Genomic DNA, 16,454 nt, shown 5'->3' with positions numbered 1-16,454 from the left:
GTCAAAATTCATGAAGAAAGCTTGCAGCCAAAGTGCATTTTATCCTCCATGGCTTTTTCTAGCTTTCTTATTTCAACCAATATCGCTTGGATTCTTCCCTTCTCGTATATCCCTCTTCATCCATTCGGTCTAATAACGGAATCAGATATTTTCTTGAAACGCCCAAATAATCCTTAGCATCACTGGTTTCAAATGATTCATCTGTATTATTTTTTAAACCTTGTATGGCTTGCAAATAATTATCTTTATGCAAATACAAGTTGTTATCAAGTTCTATTAGATCTTGGTTTCTTATTAAGTATTTAATAATTTCAGTACGAATCGTCTCATCTTTTTGAGCAAAGTATCGATCAATTGATTCGACCTTCAAGCCGTCCTTTTTAAGCTGATCTAGTCCTGTTTCTACCCTTTTAGCATATTCTTCTGGCACTTCAGGTTTGAAATTAGGTAAGGCCACATATTGACCATCACTTTTAAGAAAGTTTTCATCTAACAAGTAATCTATGATTGCAAGACTTGCATTCTTGGTCAATGATAAGCGCTGAACGACTTCAGACTTCGGTAATCCCGGACGCATCATGTATATTTTATGCGCTTCCGTTAATTGTTGTTGCAAATATTGTTTTCTCTGACCAATCCAGCTCACAGTGAAGTATTTTTCCTTCACCTCAACTATGCTTCCGTCGGTTTGAAGTTTCTCCAATAAAGATTTTAATTCATCAATAGGTAAGCTTAACTTTTCTTCTAAAGCTTTGATATCTGAGCCAGGTTGTTCTCGTAGTTCGTGAAGAAGAACTTCTTCAGGCGTGGCCTTCGATTCCTCCTCAATCTGCAAAGAAGTCTGTTTACCAAACCGATGTTTCTCAGCTGTCGGATTAACAATTTCTCCTCCACCGATGGTTTCCACAGGAGTCGCTCTTCTTAAAATGAACCGGTCCCCTCTGGAACAATAAATTTCTTCGTTTAGCTCAATTTGAGCGTAAAGCGTTTCTCTGGGTTCATTAAGGACATTCCTATCAAAAAATATGATTCTACCGTACGTTTCACTTGTACCTGTATGGAACTTGATAGGCGCCCTTTGTTTAATATCATTTTTTAAATGTGGGCTACTGTTTAATTTTACATCGATTCTGTTCGTAACTCTTTGGTTATCAACATCAGTTAACACATCACCACGTTCAATTTCTTTTACCTGAACCCCTTTTAGAGCTAGTGCCGTTCGGTTCCCTGCATAAGAACGTTCAACGGATTGATTGAATTGTTGTATATTCCTGACTTGTACCTTTTTTTGGCTAGGATAAAGAGTCAACTGATCATTCATCGATACAGTACCTTCAAAAACTGTTCCTCGAACGACCGTACCCACCCCGTGAACTTGAAATACTTGGTCGATCGGTAAACGGAATACACCGTTTGCAGATTTAGTCGGCAATTCATTGATTTTAGATAGTAAATATTCTTTCAACTCAAAAATACCACTCATTGAAAGTGAATCAACTTCAAAGAGTGGTGCGTCTTCAAAAATAGTGTCTTTCGTATTGCTCTTGATGTCCTCTCTTAGCAGTTCTTTCATTTCCGCTTCAACTTTGTCCATCTTAGTGGTAACAATGATACATTCACTGATCTCCAAATGTGTCAAAATCTCAAGATGTTCGATTGTTTGCGGCATGACCCCTTCATCACCAGCAATCACAAGTATGGTTATATCAATTCCAGCTACTCCTGCAATCATTTGACGTATGAATTTTTCATGCCCAGGGACGTCGATGATTGAAATTGAGTATTCATCATTATCGACTAATGGTGCATAACCTAACTCAATTGATATTTTGCGTTCCTTCTCTTCTTTCAATCGGTCCGTATCAATTCCAGTCAATGCTTTTGTTAATTCTGTTTTACCATGATCTATGTGTCCTGCCATACCGATCGTATAATATTTTTTGTCCATGATGTAACACCTGCCTAGCTAGGGAATGTCACTCGGAAAGTACTCCCTTTATCTTCGTTGTCTAGTATTTTAATTGTGGCGTCGTGATTACTTAATATTTGCTTTGTAACCATTAATCCAAGTCCACTACCATTCTTCTTTGTAGTAAAAAATGGCTCTCCCAATTTTTCTTTCATTTCATTTGGGACACCAGGACCCTCATCCACGACATCAACTATTAATGGGTTTGATTGTACAATATTAACTGCTATTGTTCCACTTTCCTCAGTAGCTTCAATAGCATTTTTGATCAGATTAATAAAAACCTGTTTTATTTGTGAACGATCGCATCGAAATTTTATCTGATCGTCTAGTGGTTCGAACTCAATTTGTATATCATTCATTCTTGCTTGAGAGCGCATCAATAGACAAATATCATTTAAAATAGCAACCATATTTTCATCTTCAAATTTCAAGTGTGAAGGTCTTGCGATATATAATAATTCAGAAGAAATTGTTTCAATTTTTTCAATTTCATCTTTCATTATTTTCAAATATGCCTCTTTTCCCTCGATTCCTGTCTCTAGTAATTGTAGAAAACCTTTCAGTGAAGTTAAAGGATTTCGAATCTCATGGGCAACTCCTGCAGCTAATTGTCCTGCTGAGGTTAGTTTTTCAGAACTGATCAATAGTTCCTGTGCCTTTTTCTGATCAGTGATATCTTGGGTGAGAGATATATAATAGTTTTCATTTGTATTTGAATCAATGATAATACCTGAGGATGACTGGACTGTGATAATTCGACCATCCTTACGAATCACCTTATGCTCGAGAGATCGACTGTCATAATTTAATCTTTTCATATGTTCAAAAATTAGTTGATGTTCTTCGCTGGGAATAAAATCTAAGACACTTTTATGCAGGAAATTCGAAGCATCATACCCAAATACCTGGTATGTCGAGGACGAAATATAAACAATCTTTAAATCTTCGTTTAGGACGGTAATCACTTGTTTGGATTGGGTATCTATCCACTGACAGGCAGCATACAACAAGCGTGAATACTTATCTTTCGCCAAAAAACGTTCCTCATCAATAAAAGCAGTTTTATTTCCCATTAAGTGCGAATCCTCCCGATAAAAATATTATTACTATAAACTATGTTAAAATTTTGTGAATTATCACAATTTCTATTTTATCCAAAAATTAGTCAAAAGTCCAAAACTAATTTATTACTTAATTCGACACTTGAGTTCCGACGTCATCCAATTTATAATTGTTAGTGTCCTATGGGGCTGGTTGCATCGCTGGTGCATGTCTCGGTCTTCAAAACCGTTTGGGAGGCGCGTGACGTCTCCGGTGGGTTCGATTCCCACACAGTCCCGCCAAATTTATAACAAGCGAAACGAGTGAATTGTATGTCAGATATAGTCAGCATACTATTGATCCTTTGGTCCTTCATCATGTTAGGTTTATTGACCATCGGTGGATATTTTATGTTTCGAAAATTTTTAAAAAAATTGCCTAAAGAAGATGGGAAGTCGATTATTGACTGGGAAGAGTATTATGTAGACCAGACCATTCATTTGTGGGGCGATGAAGAAAAACGACTTCTAAATGAATTAGTTGAGCCTGTTCCAGAATTATTCAGGGATGTGGCAAAACAAAAGATCGGAGCCAAAATTGGTGAACTTGCACTTGAAAGAAATAAGAAATCGATTGATTTGGACGTATTGATCGAAGGCTACATCTTAGCAACACCAAAACGTGATCATAAGTTTTTGATGAAACGATTGAACGAAAAAAACATAGATTTCACACCATATCAACACTTATTAGAAAAAGAGTAAGCATCTTGATGTATCTGAATCTCATCAAAAAGCTTACTCTTTTTTTATCGGAAGGGTAAACCAAAATTCGTTGATTGGTCCTCTTACCTCTAAACCGATATTTCCACCATGTTGTGCTACTATTTCGTGTGCTATAGCTAACCCTAAACCATTACCTTCTTGATAAATATCCGAGGAACGATTAGTCCGGTAAGAACGTTCAAACAGCTTCTCTTGATCCTTCTCATCAATAGCCATACTTTTTCCTGATACTGATAGCCTGTAATAACCATCAACTTTTTTACCTGTAATATAGATTGGGTTCGTGCCAATGTTATAACGAATGGCATTATCTATTAAATTATTGAACACTCGCTGAATTCCCTCTTCATTCAAAAATATCTCTGCAGCCTCGAGTGACACCGTTATATCAATGTTTTTTACATTCGATTGCCACTTCATCATATTGACAGATTGCTCAACAAGCGATTGTATGTCAACAAATTCTTTCCTGTTGAAAGACTGGTGGGTAGAATAATCAAGATCCTTCAGCTGATTCAATTGTTCTATCATTTGTTTCAATCGATCAGATTCAACAGTTAAACTATGAAACAAGCTTGGAGTACCTTCTAAATCACCTTTTTCCAAAGCCCTTAAATAACCATTCAGGTTGGTAACCGGCGTTCTGATTTCATGTGACAGATCAGAAATCATTTTTCTTCTCAAAGTATCATTTGATTCCAAGTCTCCTATCAAACGATTATATTGCTTAATCAGCTGCCCCACTTCATCATTGGAGTGATACTCTACTGGTTCAGGATAGTAACCTTCGTTAATCTTTTTTGTAGATTCGATTAATTTTCTGATTGGCGTAATTAATTTCTTAGTCAGATAATAGTGAATAAATGTTGTTACCAATATGAGTATGATACTGAAAAACAGTATATATTGGAGAAGAATGTTTTCAAACTCCTCTTGAGTTTGTTCACCAAGATTATTCATTCCGTCCACTAACATACATGCTGTATTATAAACTGCTATGCCGATCAGAATAATCACGAAGGTGATCGTAATGATATTTAAAATGCTTAGACGAAAGAGTAAACTAGTTCTTAATTTGTTAAGCATTTGTTTTATTTGGTACAAATTTATACCCCATTCCTCTAACTGTCTGAATTCGCTTGGGTTCAGAAGGAATAGTTTCAATCTTCTCTCTCAGTTTCTTGATATGAGCATCGATTGTTCTGTCATGGATCACTTGCTCCTGCGTAGGATATATGTGGTCAATCAGTTGATCACGCGAAAACACAACTTCCGGGTTTTGCATGAATAGATATAGTAAATTGAATTCGTGCTTAGTTAAATGGATTGGTCGGTCTTTATCCCACACCTCACCCTTTCGCACTTTGATACTTAGGCCGTCGAACGTAATCTTTTGGCAATATTGTCCGGTCCTTCTTAAAACGGCTTCTACATGAGCAATTAGTTCTTCTGGTTCAAACGGCTTTGTCAGATAATCATCTGCTCCTATACGTAAGCCATTAATCTTGTCTTCAACTTGAGCCTTGGCTGACAGCATAATGATAGAGATTTCTTGATCATTTCCTTCTTTCACCCATTTGCAAAACTCTTCTCCAGAAAGTTTTGGCAACATTAAGTCCAAGATGACCAGACAAGGTTGATGTTTCAGAAAAACCTCTTTCGCCTGTATCCCATCTTCAGCCTCAACCACATGATAATTATTTTTCTCCAAATATATCTTAATCAGCTGACGAATCATTTGATCGTCTTCTACAACTAATATGGTTTGTTTCATTAATTACACCTCAAACCCCATTATAATCAATAATGGGACTTAATTCATTTTTTCCAACTCTTGCACCATCATGTCATAATTCATGACACCTAACCTTTTGTACTGGATAATACCATTGGAGTCTATCATATATGAAGTAGGTACAGGAATGACCTGATAATCAGTAGCAACCTCCCCTTCATCAATTAACACGGGAAAAGTTAGACCGAAATCTTCTACAAAGTCTTCTACATCTTGCATACTACTTTCAGTATCAAACAAGTTCATTGCTAAAATAGTCACGTCGTGCTCCTCATAGAACTTCTGCATGTCAGGCATCTCAGCCCTGCAAGGAGGACACCAAGTACCCCAGAAGTTAAGCATGATTTTCTCTCCTCTGTAATCAGAAAGCTTCACGGTTTCCCCTTTTAAAGTCTCCACTTCAAAATCTGGAGCTTCACTACCGATATCAAGCCCGACATCAGCTTCTACTTCGCTGTCCTCTGAATCACTCTGGATAGTATAATCCTCTTTTTCAGTGTTACTTTGATTCACACTTTCATCATCAGATAAAAATAGATCAAATAACGCGTAACTAAGCATACCTACTAAAACTATTATAATAATCGTCTTCTTCAATTCATACACTCCCTAACCTAAATTTGAAAACCAGCTATCACCGACTAGGCGTAATAAAAAGTTAGATATCCTAGCCATCTGACCCGTAAATAATAGAACACCCATGAAAACCATGATAATTCCACCGATTTTCATGATTTTATTACTGTAACGAACGATCCACCTTGTAGATCCAATGAAAAATGTAAGAACTAGGAACGGTATTGCGAAACCGATGATATAAAACAAAGTATAAATGGTGCCCTGTGAAGGATTACTGGCAGCTATGACCAATATCGAGGCGAAGATCGGCCCGATACACGGGGTCCAACCAGCCGCAAAACCTAATCCTACAAAAAAGGTGCCTAAATATCCTGCAGGCTTACTTGTAAATCTGAATTTCTTTTCCTTATATAGTGTTGGGATATTTAACCATCCGGCTACAAACAGTCCCATCACGATGATGAAGATACCAGCTAACCTTTGAATAAATAATCCAGATTCTCCAACGAGAAGCGTTTGCATCCATCCACCTAGCAAAGATACACCTACCCCAATACTTAAGAATATGACAGATACTCCTGTTAGAAAGAAAATGGAATGAATAATCAATTTACTTCTTACTTTTGAGCTTCGATTTGTTTCGAGCTCTTTAACAGACATTCCAGTAATATATGATAAGTACGCTGGAAATAATGGCAAAGTACATGGAGAAAGGAAAGATAGTATTCCAGCACCTAAAGCTATCCAAATAGTTACATCTGTTTCCAAATCAATTCACTCCTTTTCTCTGAACCCCAAAAATGCTTACTATGGCAAATAACATAATACTCAATATAAACAAGGGTGAGATCATATAGTTGAAAATGGTTATGAACGGCAACGTAATTGAAATAATCAGTTGCCCTGCTCCCCAAATAAATACAATGAATAATATCTGTTGAAGCGGATTAAATCTATTTTGAACCACTAGGTAACCTAACAATGTAAAGAATAAAACAAATAAGTACTTCCAAGATAATGTGTTATTGAACCAAGTTACTTGCAGAAACTCATAAACGAATGAACTACCAATCATAATGACGGCAAGAGAGAGAATTGAATGAGTCGATATTTCTCTCTTCTTTTGATTAGAAATCCATAAATGAATAATTACCATTACCGTTGCAAGGTAAAGAGAAGCAGCATTGCTTGGATAGCTCAACACAGCAATCGGATCGCTTAAAAATAATTCAACTTTTAAAAGCACTTTGGCCAATTGGATATAGAGAACAAGCAAAATGATGGTGTTGGCTGATTCTTCCATAGCTTTCATACGAAACTTATGTTGTTCGTGCGATAAGATATAGAATAATAAGAAACCACCTGCAAAGCTGATAATCAAAGAAGTAATATGTAAGATGATGGTGGTAGACATGTTTGACCTTCCTTTTCATGATTGGTTTCATTTATCATATCTAAGTAATGTGAAAGTTTGATGAAAATAAAAAAATCCACAAGTGAGATTTCCACTTGCGGATCAATCCATCTATTTATTTTTCTGTTTAAATGATTATTTTTTCTCTCAGTTTTAAATACTTAACTAACATGGCAATGCGCCAGGTCACCAACATTCCGAGTGCTAGCAAGTAAAACATTCCACTAATTTCCCCTACTGAGATGTCTTGGCCTAGCACAGCTTTCAGAACTAATCTTGCTAGTAAAAGAAATACAAGTATGAACCCAAAGGCTTTAGATGGCTTAAGGTAAATCTTGTCCTCTTTCACTTCAAAATTAGAAGTTATAATTAAAAGAATGGAAAACGCAATGCCTACACTCATAGCTTCTGCTACCTGTAACCATGTTACTTGAAAGAAAGGGAACAAAAACATCAAAGAACCTGTGCTCATAAACAGTGGAGGTAATACAATTTTCTTTACACTTGCTGGCTTTTTAGCAGCACGCATACGTACAACTATCATGCCTGAAGCCATCACTACTGCTAAAACGCTCGCAAATATCGGAAATAACGGATGATCTAACACTACTCATTACACTCCCGACTCTTCAACTTCGTCACTCTTCTGATCTGTTGCAATAGACAATATTATTGTCATCGTTACACCCACAACAGCTAAATATACACCCAGGTCAAACAAAACTGCAGTAGCTAGGTGTTTTTCCCCGAATATCGGTAGCTGAAAATAACCATCAGCTTGACTTAGAAATTGTTGATCGAAGAAGATTGCTCCCACGCCTGACAAAGTTGCAATCAATAATCCAGTCACAAATACCAACCGGAAGTTAAGAGGCAAAATCCTCGTGATTCGCTCATACCCATAAGTCATATACATTAAAATAAATGCAGCAGCCGTCATCAATCCACCAATGAAACCTCCGCCTGGATTATTGTGGCCTGCAAAGAAAAGATAAACCGAAAATCCTAATAAAATAAATGCGATTAGTTGAGTTGTTGTCCTTAAAATTAAATCATTAGTACGTTTCATAGATAATCACCTTTATTAATTGATACTCTCATTGTAATATATCATTGATAAAATTGACACTGTTACCTTAAAAACCAGAGAATCCAAAGAAGTTAGCTAAATAAGCTGTAAGAATTCGTAACCAATCAAAGAATAATGCAACCCCAAGTACGATTAAAACGTACCCGCCAATATGCACGATCTTTTGAGCGTTCTTTTTCAACCAGTTCATTTTTCCAATAAAGAATGACATGATGAAGAATGGTATCGAGAAGCCTAAAGAATAAGCTGACATCAAGAGTACACCTGATTCAGGGTTTGTATAGGCTAGAGCGATAACAGCAGCTAGAATCGGCCCTGTACAAGGTGTCCAGCTCATGGAAAACGCCATTCCAATCAATAATGTCCCTACATATCCAGCAGGACGGTTCTTAATCGTCACTTTTCTTTCTTTCATGAGGAATTCGAAATTAAAGACTCCAATCATGACGAACCCGAAGAATATAATTAAGATTGCACCAATTTGACGAATCATATCTCGATATTGCAAGAATAGATCCCCGATAAAATAGCCTGAAAATCCAATCATGATAAAAATAGAAGAAAATCCAATTAAGAAAAATAAAGTATGTAGCATACTCCTCTTTCTAAGCATTGCATTTTCCGTTTTCAGTTCTTCTACACTCATACCAGTGATATAAGATAAGAACACTGGATAAAGTGGCAGCACACATGGTGATATGAAGGATAAAAACCCTGCACCAAAGGCTAAAAATATATTCACATCCATTTAAATCTCTCCTAACCTTCGAACCTAACTATCCTTATCCTAACAAAGTTTGTTTTCTATGAAAGAATCAAAGCTTGACGTTTATGTGAAAATGTATACTTAATTAATGAAAAAGAGGTAAACAACATGTATTGTTTACCCCTTTAGTATATTACTTTTTCTTTTTATTAGAATCCATTTGCTGATTCATAGAACGCATCATTTGATTAATTTTCTTCTGCGATGGTTTCTGACCCATCTGCATCATCATCGTGCGTAACATTTGCTCATTGATTGGTGGGTTTTTCTGTAAGTAACTCATCATCGTTTTACGTGCGATTAAGAAACCTAATAACAAACCAACGACCAATGCAGCAATGGCAATCAATACGACCCAAAGTGTGCCCATTGGTATATTTCCTCCTTATCGTTATCTCTAGTAGTTAAGTATAGTAGAACGGACGGTCGATGACAATAGTATTTATAATTGATAGAGCTTATTTTTTGATAAAGGAAGCATCCAACCGTAATCCTGGGAAGTAAAATTGACAACAAATATATGCGGATGAAGTGATTTTATATATTTAAAAAACCACTCATCCGCCTCTAATATAGATGGAGCATATACGTCCATCGAATAATCATTCATGACAATCTTCACTTCTTGTCCTACAGAGTTCATTATAATAACCTGTTTTCCAATGTCAACCGACATTTCTTCAGGAAAATGTGCATTCAAAAGACGATAAACGTCTATCAATTTCACTTGATCCAATACAAGCTCACGTTGTTGCTGGAACACTGTCGATTGACTATCGGAGTTTAAGAATCGGTATAATAAATCAATTTTAAAGTAGAAATATTCTGCATAAGACTGACGAAAAAGAAACAACGAATACTGGTACATAATATACCCTCCTTTGGGCATATTCTAGCAAGTCCAGTACTAGAAAATTGTCAGTTCTTATTCATAAGTGAATACTATTTTTGTCTAAGTTTTACGAAATCACTCGAAATTATTTAGATATTAAATTTTTTGCACGTTTCACTACTTCATCTACATTGAACCCGTACTCTTCCATTACTTTATTGCCAGGTGCAGATGCCCCGAATGTTGGAATTCCTAATACGTCACCGTCGATTCCTGTATAACGCTCCCAACCGAATGGTGAAGCCATTTCGACTGCTAGACGGTTTTTAACTGCTTTTGGAAGAACTTCTTCTTTATATTCATCCGTTTGTAGTTCGAAACGATCCCAAGAAGGCATACTTACAACAGAAGCGTGAATTCCTTCTTCAGATAATTTATCTGCTGCTTTCATAACTAACTGTACTTCTGAGCCTGAAGCTAGTAACAATAAGTCTGGAGTTTCTTTATCTGCTTCTTTTAATACATATGCACCTTTTTCTACCCCTTCTTCAGCTATTTGATCTGTTTTAGGTAGAACAGGTAGTCCTTGTCTTGTTAAGACGAGAGCTGTCGGTTGGTCTTCTGATTTTAAAGAAAGTTTCCAAGCAGCTTTCGTTTCATTAGCATCCGCCGGACGGATTAATGATAGTCCAGGCATTGCACGTAAAGAAGGAAGCTGTTCAATTGGCTCGTGTGTTGGGCCATCTTCACCGACTGCAATTGAATCATGTGTAAATACATAAGTCACAGGCGTTTGCATAAGAGATGACAAACGAAGTGCCGGACGCAAGTAATCACTGAATACGAAGAAAGTACCACCATATACTTTAAGTCCACCATGTAGAGCCATACCGTTCATCGCACAAGCCATAGCGAATTCACGTACACCAAACCATACATTTCTACCACTGTAGTCCGGATATTTGAAGTCTTCTTCTTCTTTAATCGCTGTCTTGTTCGATCCAGCAAGGTCAGCACTACCGCCGAATAAATTAGGAATTTGTTTAGATAGAGCGTTTAACACTTCACCAGAAGCTGCACGTGTTGCTAATGCATCTGAATTCTCGTCATATGACGGCAATACAGCATCCCAATTTGCAGGAAGTTGCCCACTCAATGCTTGTTCAAATTCTTCTGCAAGTTCTGGATAATGTTGTTTATACTCTTCAACAAGTGCTTTCCACTCTTTCTCAACGTTTTGTCCGCGAGTTTTCACTTTTGAATCGAAGTCTTTTTGAACTTCTTCTGGTACATGGAATGGTTCATGAGTCCACTTGTAATGTTCCTTGGCAAGTTTCATTTCATCTTCACCAAGAGGAGCACCGTGCGCGTCAGATTTTCCTGACTTGTTTGGAGAACCATAACCAATAACGGTTTTTACTTCGATCATTGTCGGTTGCTCGGTGTTCGCCTTCGCGTCTACCAATGCTTTTTCAATCGCTTCAGTATCGTTACCATCTTCTACTCGGATGACTTGCCAACCATAGGCACGATAACGGTCCTCTACACTCTCAGAGAACGATCGATCTAAATCACCGTCGAGAGAAATATCATTTGAATCATACATTACAATCAGTTTTCCAAGCTTTAGATGACCTGCAAGTGAAGCTGATTCTTGAGAAACACCTTCCATTAAGTCACCATCACCACAGATGCTATAAGTGTAATGATCAACTACATTATAGTTATCCTTGTTGAACTTACCAGCCATGAAGCGTTCAGCCATAGCCATTCCTGTTGCCATTGCTAAACCTTGTCCAAGCGGGCCAGTTGTGGCTTCTACACCATCAGTATGTCCTACTTCTGGGTGTCCGGGTGTTTTTGAACCCCATTGACGAAAGTTTTTCAAATCATCCATTGATACATTATAGCCAGATAAATGCAGTAATGAATAAAGAAGCATCGATCCATGCCCTGCTGATAAAACAAAACGGTCTCGGTTGAACCATGAAGAATTTTTAGGATTGTGGTTCATGATTTTACTCCAAAGAGTATAAGCCATTGGAGCTGCCCCCATCGGCATACCAGGATGACCTGAACTTGCTTTTTCTACTGCATCGATCGTTAATGTACGGATTGTATTAATCGATAGTTGTTCTACTGAATTACTCATTGATTAGTCTCCTTCCTTCTTTCGACAAAACTCTTTTTTATCATTCATTATTAAGTTAATTCCGATACATTTTTCTATAACCCTTCATGTATCTTCAAAAACTCCTCTTAAAGTATAACAAAAAAGCATACAGAATATCTGCATGCAACTAATGTTTTTTGTCATTTTCTTTTTCTTGTTTCAGCTTTTCAGGTGTTACATCTGTACCTTCAGGATCAACGACCTTTACTGACTTCAACTGGTTGCGGAATGAACTCCTTAAGGACTGAAGATATTCTTCGCGAAGATTCTTCTGTTCCTCACGCTCTTTGTCTGTCAGGCCTTCTTTTTTTGATTTATTGGCTAGCGCATTTATACGTTCAATTTTACCTTCTGATAACATAAAAATATTCACCCTTTCTATCCTTGGACTATTGTATCGTTTCAGTAGACGAATCTCAAGAAATTCAACATTTACTACGAACGAATGTTTGCTTTTGTATTTATAGATTGCTATAATTAGTATATTCAGAGTACGTGCAACTTGATTGTCGAATTAAAATTTGGGGTGAAACGATGAAAAAACTATCGAAAAGACAAAAGCAGATATTCGAATTTATCAATGATGAAGTAAAAGCCAAAGGATATCCACCTTCAGTTAGAGAAATCGCTGAAGCAGTTGGACTAGCTTCTAGTTCTACTGTCCATGGACACCTAGCACGTTTGGAAGAAAAGGGATTCATCAGACGGGACCCTACGAAGCCTAGAGCCATCGAAATCATGTACGATGATGGAGAAGCCGTTCATGAACGTGAAGCGATCTACGCTCCCCTAATTGGTAAAGTAACCGCGGGTGAACCAATTACAGCATTCGAAAATGTTGAAGAGTATCTTCCAATTCCAAACACTATTTCTGCTACTGAAGAAGATATTTTCGTGTTGACTGTACAGGGTGAAAGTATGATTGAAGCGGGTATCCATGATCAGGACTTAGTTATCGTAAGGAAACAAGCCACCGCTAATAACGGTGAAATCGTGGTCGCGATGACGGAAGAAGACGAAGCGACAGTGAAGCGTTTCTTCAAAGATGAAGACCGCTATCGATTAGAACCTGAAAATTCAACGATGGAACCTATCTTTTTAGATCGAGTCACGATCCTTGGTAAAGTCGTTGGCTTATTCAGAAATGTTCATTAGGAATATCAAAAGCTTGTAAGAGTAATTTCTTACAAGCTTTTTTTGTGTCCATTTAAGTTATAATTTTTACTAAGCGAAATGCCCGCCAATTTTCTTCGAGCGATCGACTGCAATACCACCAGAAGTGTAACTGCTGGCCCGCAAAATCGATGTAGCTCCATGCTTATCTTTTATTGCATCCATTACGCGGCCAATCTCGTCTTGTTTCCCACGGTCGTCAAAGAGTGCTAATTGAGTCGCAACGTCATCTTCCAAGTTAGTTAACGTCGCTGAAGCGCGGCGGATTTTACTTCTTCCATCATAGAAGCGATGGAACAAAGTCAAGCATACTTCATACATATCCATCGTTACGTTAGTAGGCGTATCAACTGACGTCGATCGACTGAAACCTCCCCCTACTTCTGAAGAATAACCAATCGACAGATGGATGGTCCGCCCGGCATAACCTCCTCTTCTCGCGCGCTTACATGCTTCTTCACACAAATCTAACAAACAGGCATAAATCTCTTCTTTTTCATAATCCCTAAGTAACGTAATACCATTACCGAAACCTTTTTGCTCGGTTTTGGTGAAATTTCCGGTGACTGGACTGAGATCAATTCCCCAGGCATGCCAATAAAGTTGTTCACCCATAATCCCGAACCTTTTTTGAAGATGCTTCAGTGGGTGCTTCGCCAGTTGACCAAGCGTCATGATCCCCATCTTGTTCAAGTTGCGCATCATTCGGCTACCAATTCCCCATATCTTTTCAACCGGAACCGGCCATAACAAACGTTCAACATCTTCATACCTACATTCCGCTATGCCGTCAGCTGCTTTCTTCGAATGAATATCCATCACGACTTTCGCAAGAAACTTATTGTCACCTATACCTAGGACACATTCAATGCCGAATTGATCCCGGATACGATTTTGAATCATATACGCAATTTCGTAAGGAGAACCATACAACCTACGAAGCCCATCAATCGTCACCCACAGTTCGTCAACTGAGTATACGTGAATCGCTTCTTTCGGAACGAGTGTCATCATCAGACGCGTGATTTCAAGCGACATTTCTACATAATCACCCATGTGAGCATTAGCGATGACAAGCTCAGGATCATGCATCGGCAACTCGAAGAAACGACTAACGTTACTGATACCGTGTTTCTTTTTTAAACGAGGTGAAGCCGCCAGCACAATACTACCTGGACGATCAGGATCACCGACTACTGCAAGTAAAGCCTGTTGCGGATCCAACCCTCTCTTTACGCACTCCACACTAGCGTAAAATGACCGCATATCAATGCATAAAACATCATGTCGAGGATAGCCAGAATAGTCCACTTTCAAAACTCCTTGTTGAAAAACTTTAATAAGAACATTTGTTCGTATTATATCACGGAGCTTAAAAATTTAGAAGTGGAAATTTAAGCTAATAGTCAAGTGAACATAAAAATTCCTCCTTCGTTGCAGACAAAGGAGGAAGTAACTCACCATATTCTTTTCGCTTTTTCTAATGCATTCAAGCTAATTAAATTTTTCTGCATTTGTGTAGGACAAATTCTATTATGTTTATTGATTTTCTCATTAATAACTACTACATCTTGTTCAGTTTCGCAAAAATGGACTAGTTCGGAAATTTCCTTTTGTAACTTAAGCCAAGGAGGGAGATAACCAGCATCCTTTGCTATTTTCTGAAAGTGTTGATATGTATCCATTTCTAAATAATCTTTAGACAGTGGTTCACCTTTTTCCTTTATACTATCTTTTTCTCCAGCTCCCTCTAAAATATCTCCTATTAAATCGTTGTACTTTCTATCCATTAAGGCACCTCCTGTCTATAAAAAAACCTAATTTGTAGAGCAATTTAATCCTTAATTAGATTATTCCACTTCTTCAACTTTTTTAGTGACCCTTTGAGGGATAGTAGAGTCTTCTTGTCCGGTTGATTTATCATAAGTTACAATCACCTTATCCTCCACCATTACACTCTTATATTCTTCATTAGTAACTTGGTAATAAACAAGATCTTTATCATTCTCTAACAACTCATTTATTACCACGTCTTTGTTTTCATCTAACACCTTTGTATTATTTATATCCTCTTCCGGGATGAATAAGATTTGATTTTTTTCGTTAAATTCCCTCTTATTTAAAACATACCCAACCTCTTCTACAATTTCGGGGTCAGGATACATACCAGTTTTGCAACTGACTAATAAGATTGCTATTAAAACTACAATAGAAATTTTCCTGAACATAATGATCCCTTTACTCGAATATTTCACAATTCTGACATCACTTGTTTGCTTTATCGTTATCCAATAGTAGCGTTTTTGAATCTTTAAGTTCTAATTTACTAGTGTTTTTATTAATAAATTCATCTGCTTTTAATTCTTTTGTTTTTTCTTTTACATCTAAGATTAATTTTTCTTCTGTGCCTCTTATAATTTGTTCCATCTCTTGATAAGAGCTATCTGTAGATTCCAATTTAATTTTTAATTCATGTATTTCTTTACGCAAACGAGCTTTAACACTTTCATTAGTTGTTTGTGCTAATTGACCTTCTTTTTCTGCAATTTCATCATTGTATACTTTTTCCTTATTTAATTGACTTTCTTTAATCATTTTCTTGATACGGTATATAACTATTTGTACAATCTCTTCAGCATATCTAATTAATAATTTTAAAATAAATGGCCATGCGGTTTTAATAAACCAACTAGCTATTATTTTCTTCATAAAGCACACCTCCATAATAAACATTATTCGACAACTAACAAGAAAATCCTTCAAAAAATTCGGTAGATTTATGGGTGCTCTATTCTAAGCTATATATTTCAAAAAACAAAAACCCTTTGAACCAT

The 16,454-nt window shown here is 37.0% G+C and carries 20 protein-coding genes and 1 tRNA gene; 3 read left to right on the top strand and 18 right to left on the bottom strand.

What is annotated here, in order from left to right; genetic code table 11:
- Window positions 1-67: 67 nt before the first annotated feature.
- Both selB and CEY16_RS02895 read right to left on the bottom strand, forming a co-directional pair.
- Complete coding sequence (gene selB / locus CEY16_RS02900) at window positions 68-1,948, bottom strand: selenocysteine-specific translation elongation factor (protein ID WP_101330464.1); 1,881 nt, start codon at window positions 1,946-1,948, stop codon at window positions 68-70.
- A gap of 14 nt (window positions 1,949-1,962) precedes the next feature.
- A complete protein-coding gene (locus CEY16_RS02895; protein ID WP_101330463.1) occupies window positions 1,963-3,045 on the bottom strand; it encodes an ATP-binding protein in 1,083 nt (360 codons plus the stop codon).
- Between the two features lie 173 nt (window positions 3,046-3,218).
- Between CEY16_RS02895 and CEY16_RS15090 the strand changes: the two genes are divergently transcribed.
- Together CEY16_RS15090 and CEY16_RS02890 are read left to right on the top strand one after the other, a co-directional pair.
- A tRNA-Sec gene (locus CEY16_RS15090) sits at window positions 3,219-3,315 on the top strand.
- 30 nt (window positions 3,316-3,345) lie between these two features.
- Window positions 3,346-3,777 carry a DUF2621 family protein gene (locus CEY16_RS02890; protein ID WP_101330462.1) on the top strand — a complete coding sequence of 144 codons (432 nt, stop codon included), beginning with the start codon at window positions 3,346-3,348 and terminating at the stop codon, window positions 3,775-3,777.
- Window positions 3,778-3,810: 33 nt separating this feature from the next.
- Here CEY16_RS02890 and CEY16_RS02885 read toward each other — a convergent pair whose 3' ends face one another.
- The 12 genes from CEY16_RS02885 to CEY16_RS02830 form a co-directional block, all read right to left on the bottom strand.
- Window positions 3,811-4,902, bottom strand: coding sequence for a sensor histidine kinase (locus tag CEY16_RS02885; RefSeq protein ID WP_101330461.1), 1,092 nt, complete (start codon window positions 4,900-4,902; stop codon window positions 3,811-3,813).
- Window positions 4,877-5,572 (bottom strand): response regulator transcription factor, encoded by a 696-nt coding sequence (locus CEY16_RS02880; protein ID WP_101330460.1) that lies wholly within the window; start codon window positions 5,570-5,572, stop codon window positions 4,877-4,879. The genes CEY16_RS02885 and CEY16_RS02880 overlap by 26 nt, the downstream gene beginning before the upstream one ends.
- A 39-nt stretch (window positions 5,573-5,611) precedes the next feature.
- Complete coding sequence (locus tag CEY16_RS02875; protein ID WP_338015871.1) at window positions 5,612-6,199, bottom strand: redoxin domain-containing protein; 588 nt, start codon at window positions 6,197-6,199, stop codon at window positions 5,612-5,614.
- 3 nt (window positions 6,200-6,202) lie between these two features.
- A complete protein-coding gene (locus tag CEY16_RS02870) occupies window positions 6,203-6,946 on the bottom strand; it encodes a cytochrome c biogenesis CcdA family protein (RefSeq protein ID WP_101330458.1) in 744 nt (247 codons plus the stop codon).
- A complete protein-coding gene (locus CEY16_RS02865) occupies window positions 6,942-7,586 on the bottom strand; it encodes a hypothetical protein (protein ID WP_101330457.1) in 645 nt (214 codons plus the stop codon). The genes CEY16_RS02870 and CEY16_RS02865 overlap by 5 nt, the downstream gene beginning before the upstream one ends.
- Before the next feature lie 127 nt (window positions 7,587-7,713).
- Entirely contained in the window at window positions 7,714-8,193 is a 480-nt protein-coding gene (locus CEY16_RS02860) for a CcdC family protein (protein WP_274379927.1), read from the bottom strand.
- A 6-nt stretch (window positions 8,194-8,199) separates the two neighbouring features.
- Window positions 8,200-8,655 (bottom strand): Na(+)/H(+) antiporter subunit B, encoded by a 456-nt coding sequence (locus CEY16_RS02855; RefSeq protein ID WP_101330456.1) that lies wholly within the window; start codon window positions 8,653-8,655, stop codon window positions 8,200-8,202.
- A 67-nt stretch (window positions 8,656-8,722) separates the two neighbouring features.
- Window positions 8,723-9,424: a cytochrome c biogenesis CcdA family protein gene (locus CEY16_RS02850; RefSeq protein WP_101330455.1), complete on the bottom strand. Its 702-nt coding sequence runs from the start codon at window positions 9,422-9,424 to the stop codon at window positions 8,723-8,725.
- 151 nt (window positions 9,425-9,575) lie between these two features.
- Entirely contained in the window at window positions 9,576-9,812 is a 237-nt protein-coding gene (locus CEY16_RS02845; RefSeq protein WP_101330454.1) for a YneF family protein, read from the bottom strand.
- A gap of 72 nt (window positions 9,813-9,884) precedes the next feature.
- A complete protein-coding gene (gene sirA, locus CEY16_RS02840; protein ID WP_162297828.1) occupies window positions 9,885-10,310 on the bottom strand; it encodes a sporulation inhibitor of replication protein SirA in 426 nt (141 codons plus the stop codon).
- A 109-nt stretch (window positions 10,311-10,419) separates the two neighbouring features.
- A complete protein-coding gene (tkt, locus tag CEY16_RS02835) occupies window positions 10,420-12,426 on the bottom strand; it encodes a transketolase (RefSeq protein ID WP_101330452.1) in 2,007 nt (668 codons plus the stop codon).
- A 148-nt stretch (window positions 12,427-12,574) separates the two neighbouring features.
- Window positions 12,575-12,808 carry a DUF896 domain-containing protein gene (locus CEY16_RS02830; protein ID WP_101330451.1) on the bottom strand — a complete coding sequence of 78 codons (234 nt, stop codon included), beginning with the start codon at window positions 12,806-12,808 and terminating at the stop codon, window positions 12,575-12,577.
- A 173-nt stretch (window positions 12,809-12,981) separates the two neighbouring features.
- Between CEY16_RS02830 and lexA the strand changes: the two genes are divergently transcribed.
- A complete protein-coding gene (gene lexA / locus CEY16_RS02825; RefSeq protein ID WP_101330450.1) occupies window positions 12,982-13,602 on the top strand; it encodes a transcriptional repressor LexA in 621 nt (206 codons plus the stop codon).
- 69 nt (window positions 13,603-13,671) lie between these two features.
- Here the strand turns inward: lexA and CEY16_RS02820 are convergent, their stop codons facing one another.
- From CEY16_RS02820 to CEY16_RS02805, 4 genes are all read right to left on the bottom strand, one after another.
- Window positions 13,672-14,931, bottom strand: coding sequence for a DNA polymerase IV (locus CEY16_RS02820; protein ID WP_101330449.1), 1,260 nt, complete (start codon window positions 14,929-14,931; stop codon window positions 13,672-13,674).
- Between the two features lie 146 nt (window positions 14,932-15,077).
- Window positions 15,078-15,410: a DnaJ family domain-containing protein gene (locus CEY16_RS02815; protein WP_101330448.1), complete on the bottom strand. Its 333-nt coding sequence runs from the start codon at window positions 15,408-15,410 to the stop codon at window positions 15,078-15,080.
- A 60-nt stretch (window positions 15,411-15,470) separates the two neighbouring features.
- Window positions 15,471-15,848: a hypothetical protein gene (locus CEY16_RS02810; protein ID WP_101330447.1), complete on the bottom strand. Its 378-nt coding sequence runs from the start codon at window positions 15,846-15,848 to the stop codon at window positions 15,471-15,473.
- A gap of 37 nt (window positions 15,849-15,885) precedes the next feature.
- Window positions 15,886-16,329, bottom strand: a complete 444-nt coding sequence (locus CEY16_RS02805; RefSeq protein WP_101330446.1) for a hypothetical protein — start codon at window positions 16,327-16,329, stop codon at window positions 15,886-15,888.
- Window positions 16,330-16,454 lie beyond the last annotated feature (125 nt).

Source organism: Halalkalibacillus sediminis, from assembly GCF_002844535.1.
GTDB classification, from domain to species: Bacteria; Bacillota; Bacilli; order Bacillales; family Alkalibacillaceae; genus Halalkalibacillus_A; species Halalkalibacillus_A sediminis.
Note: the sequence above shows the minus strand (reverse complement) of the source record. Positions and strands in the feature narration are given on the sequence as shown.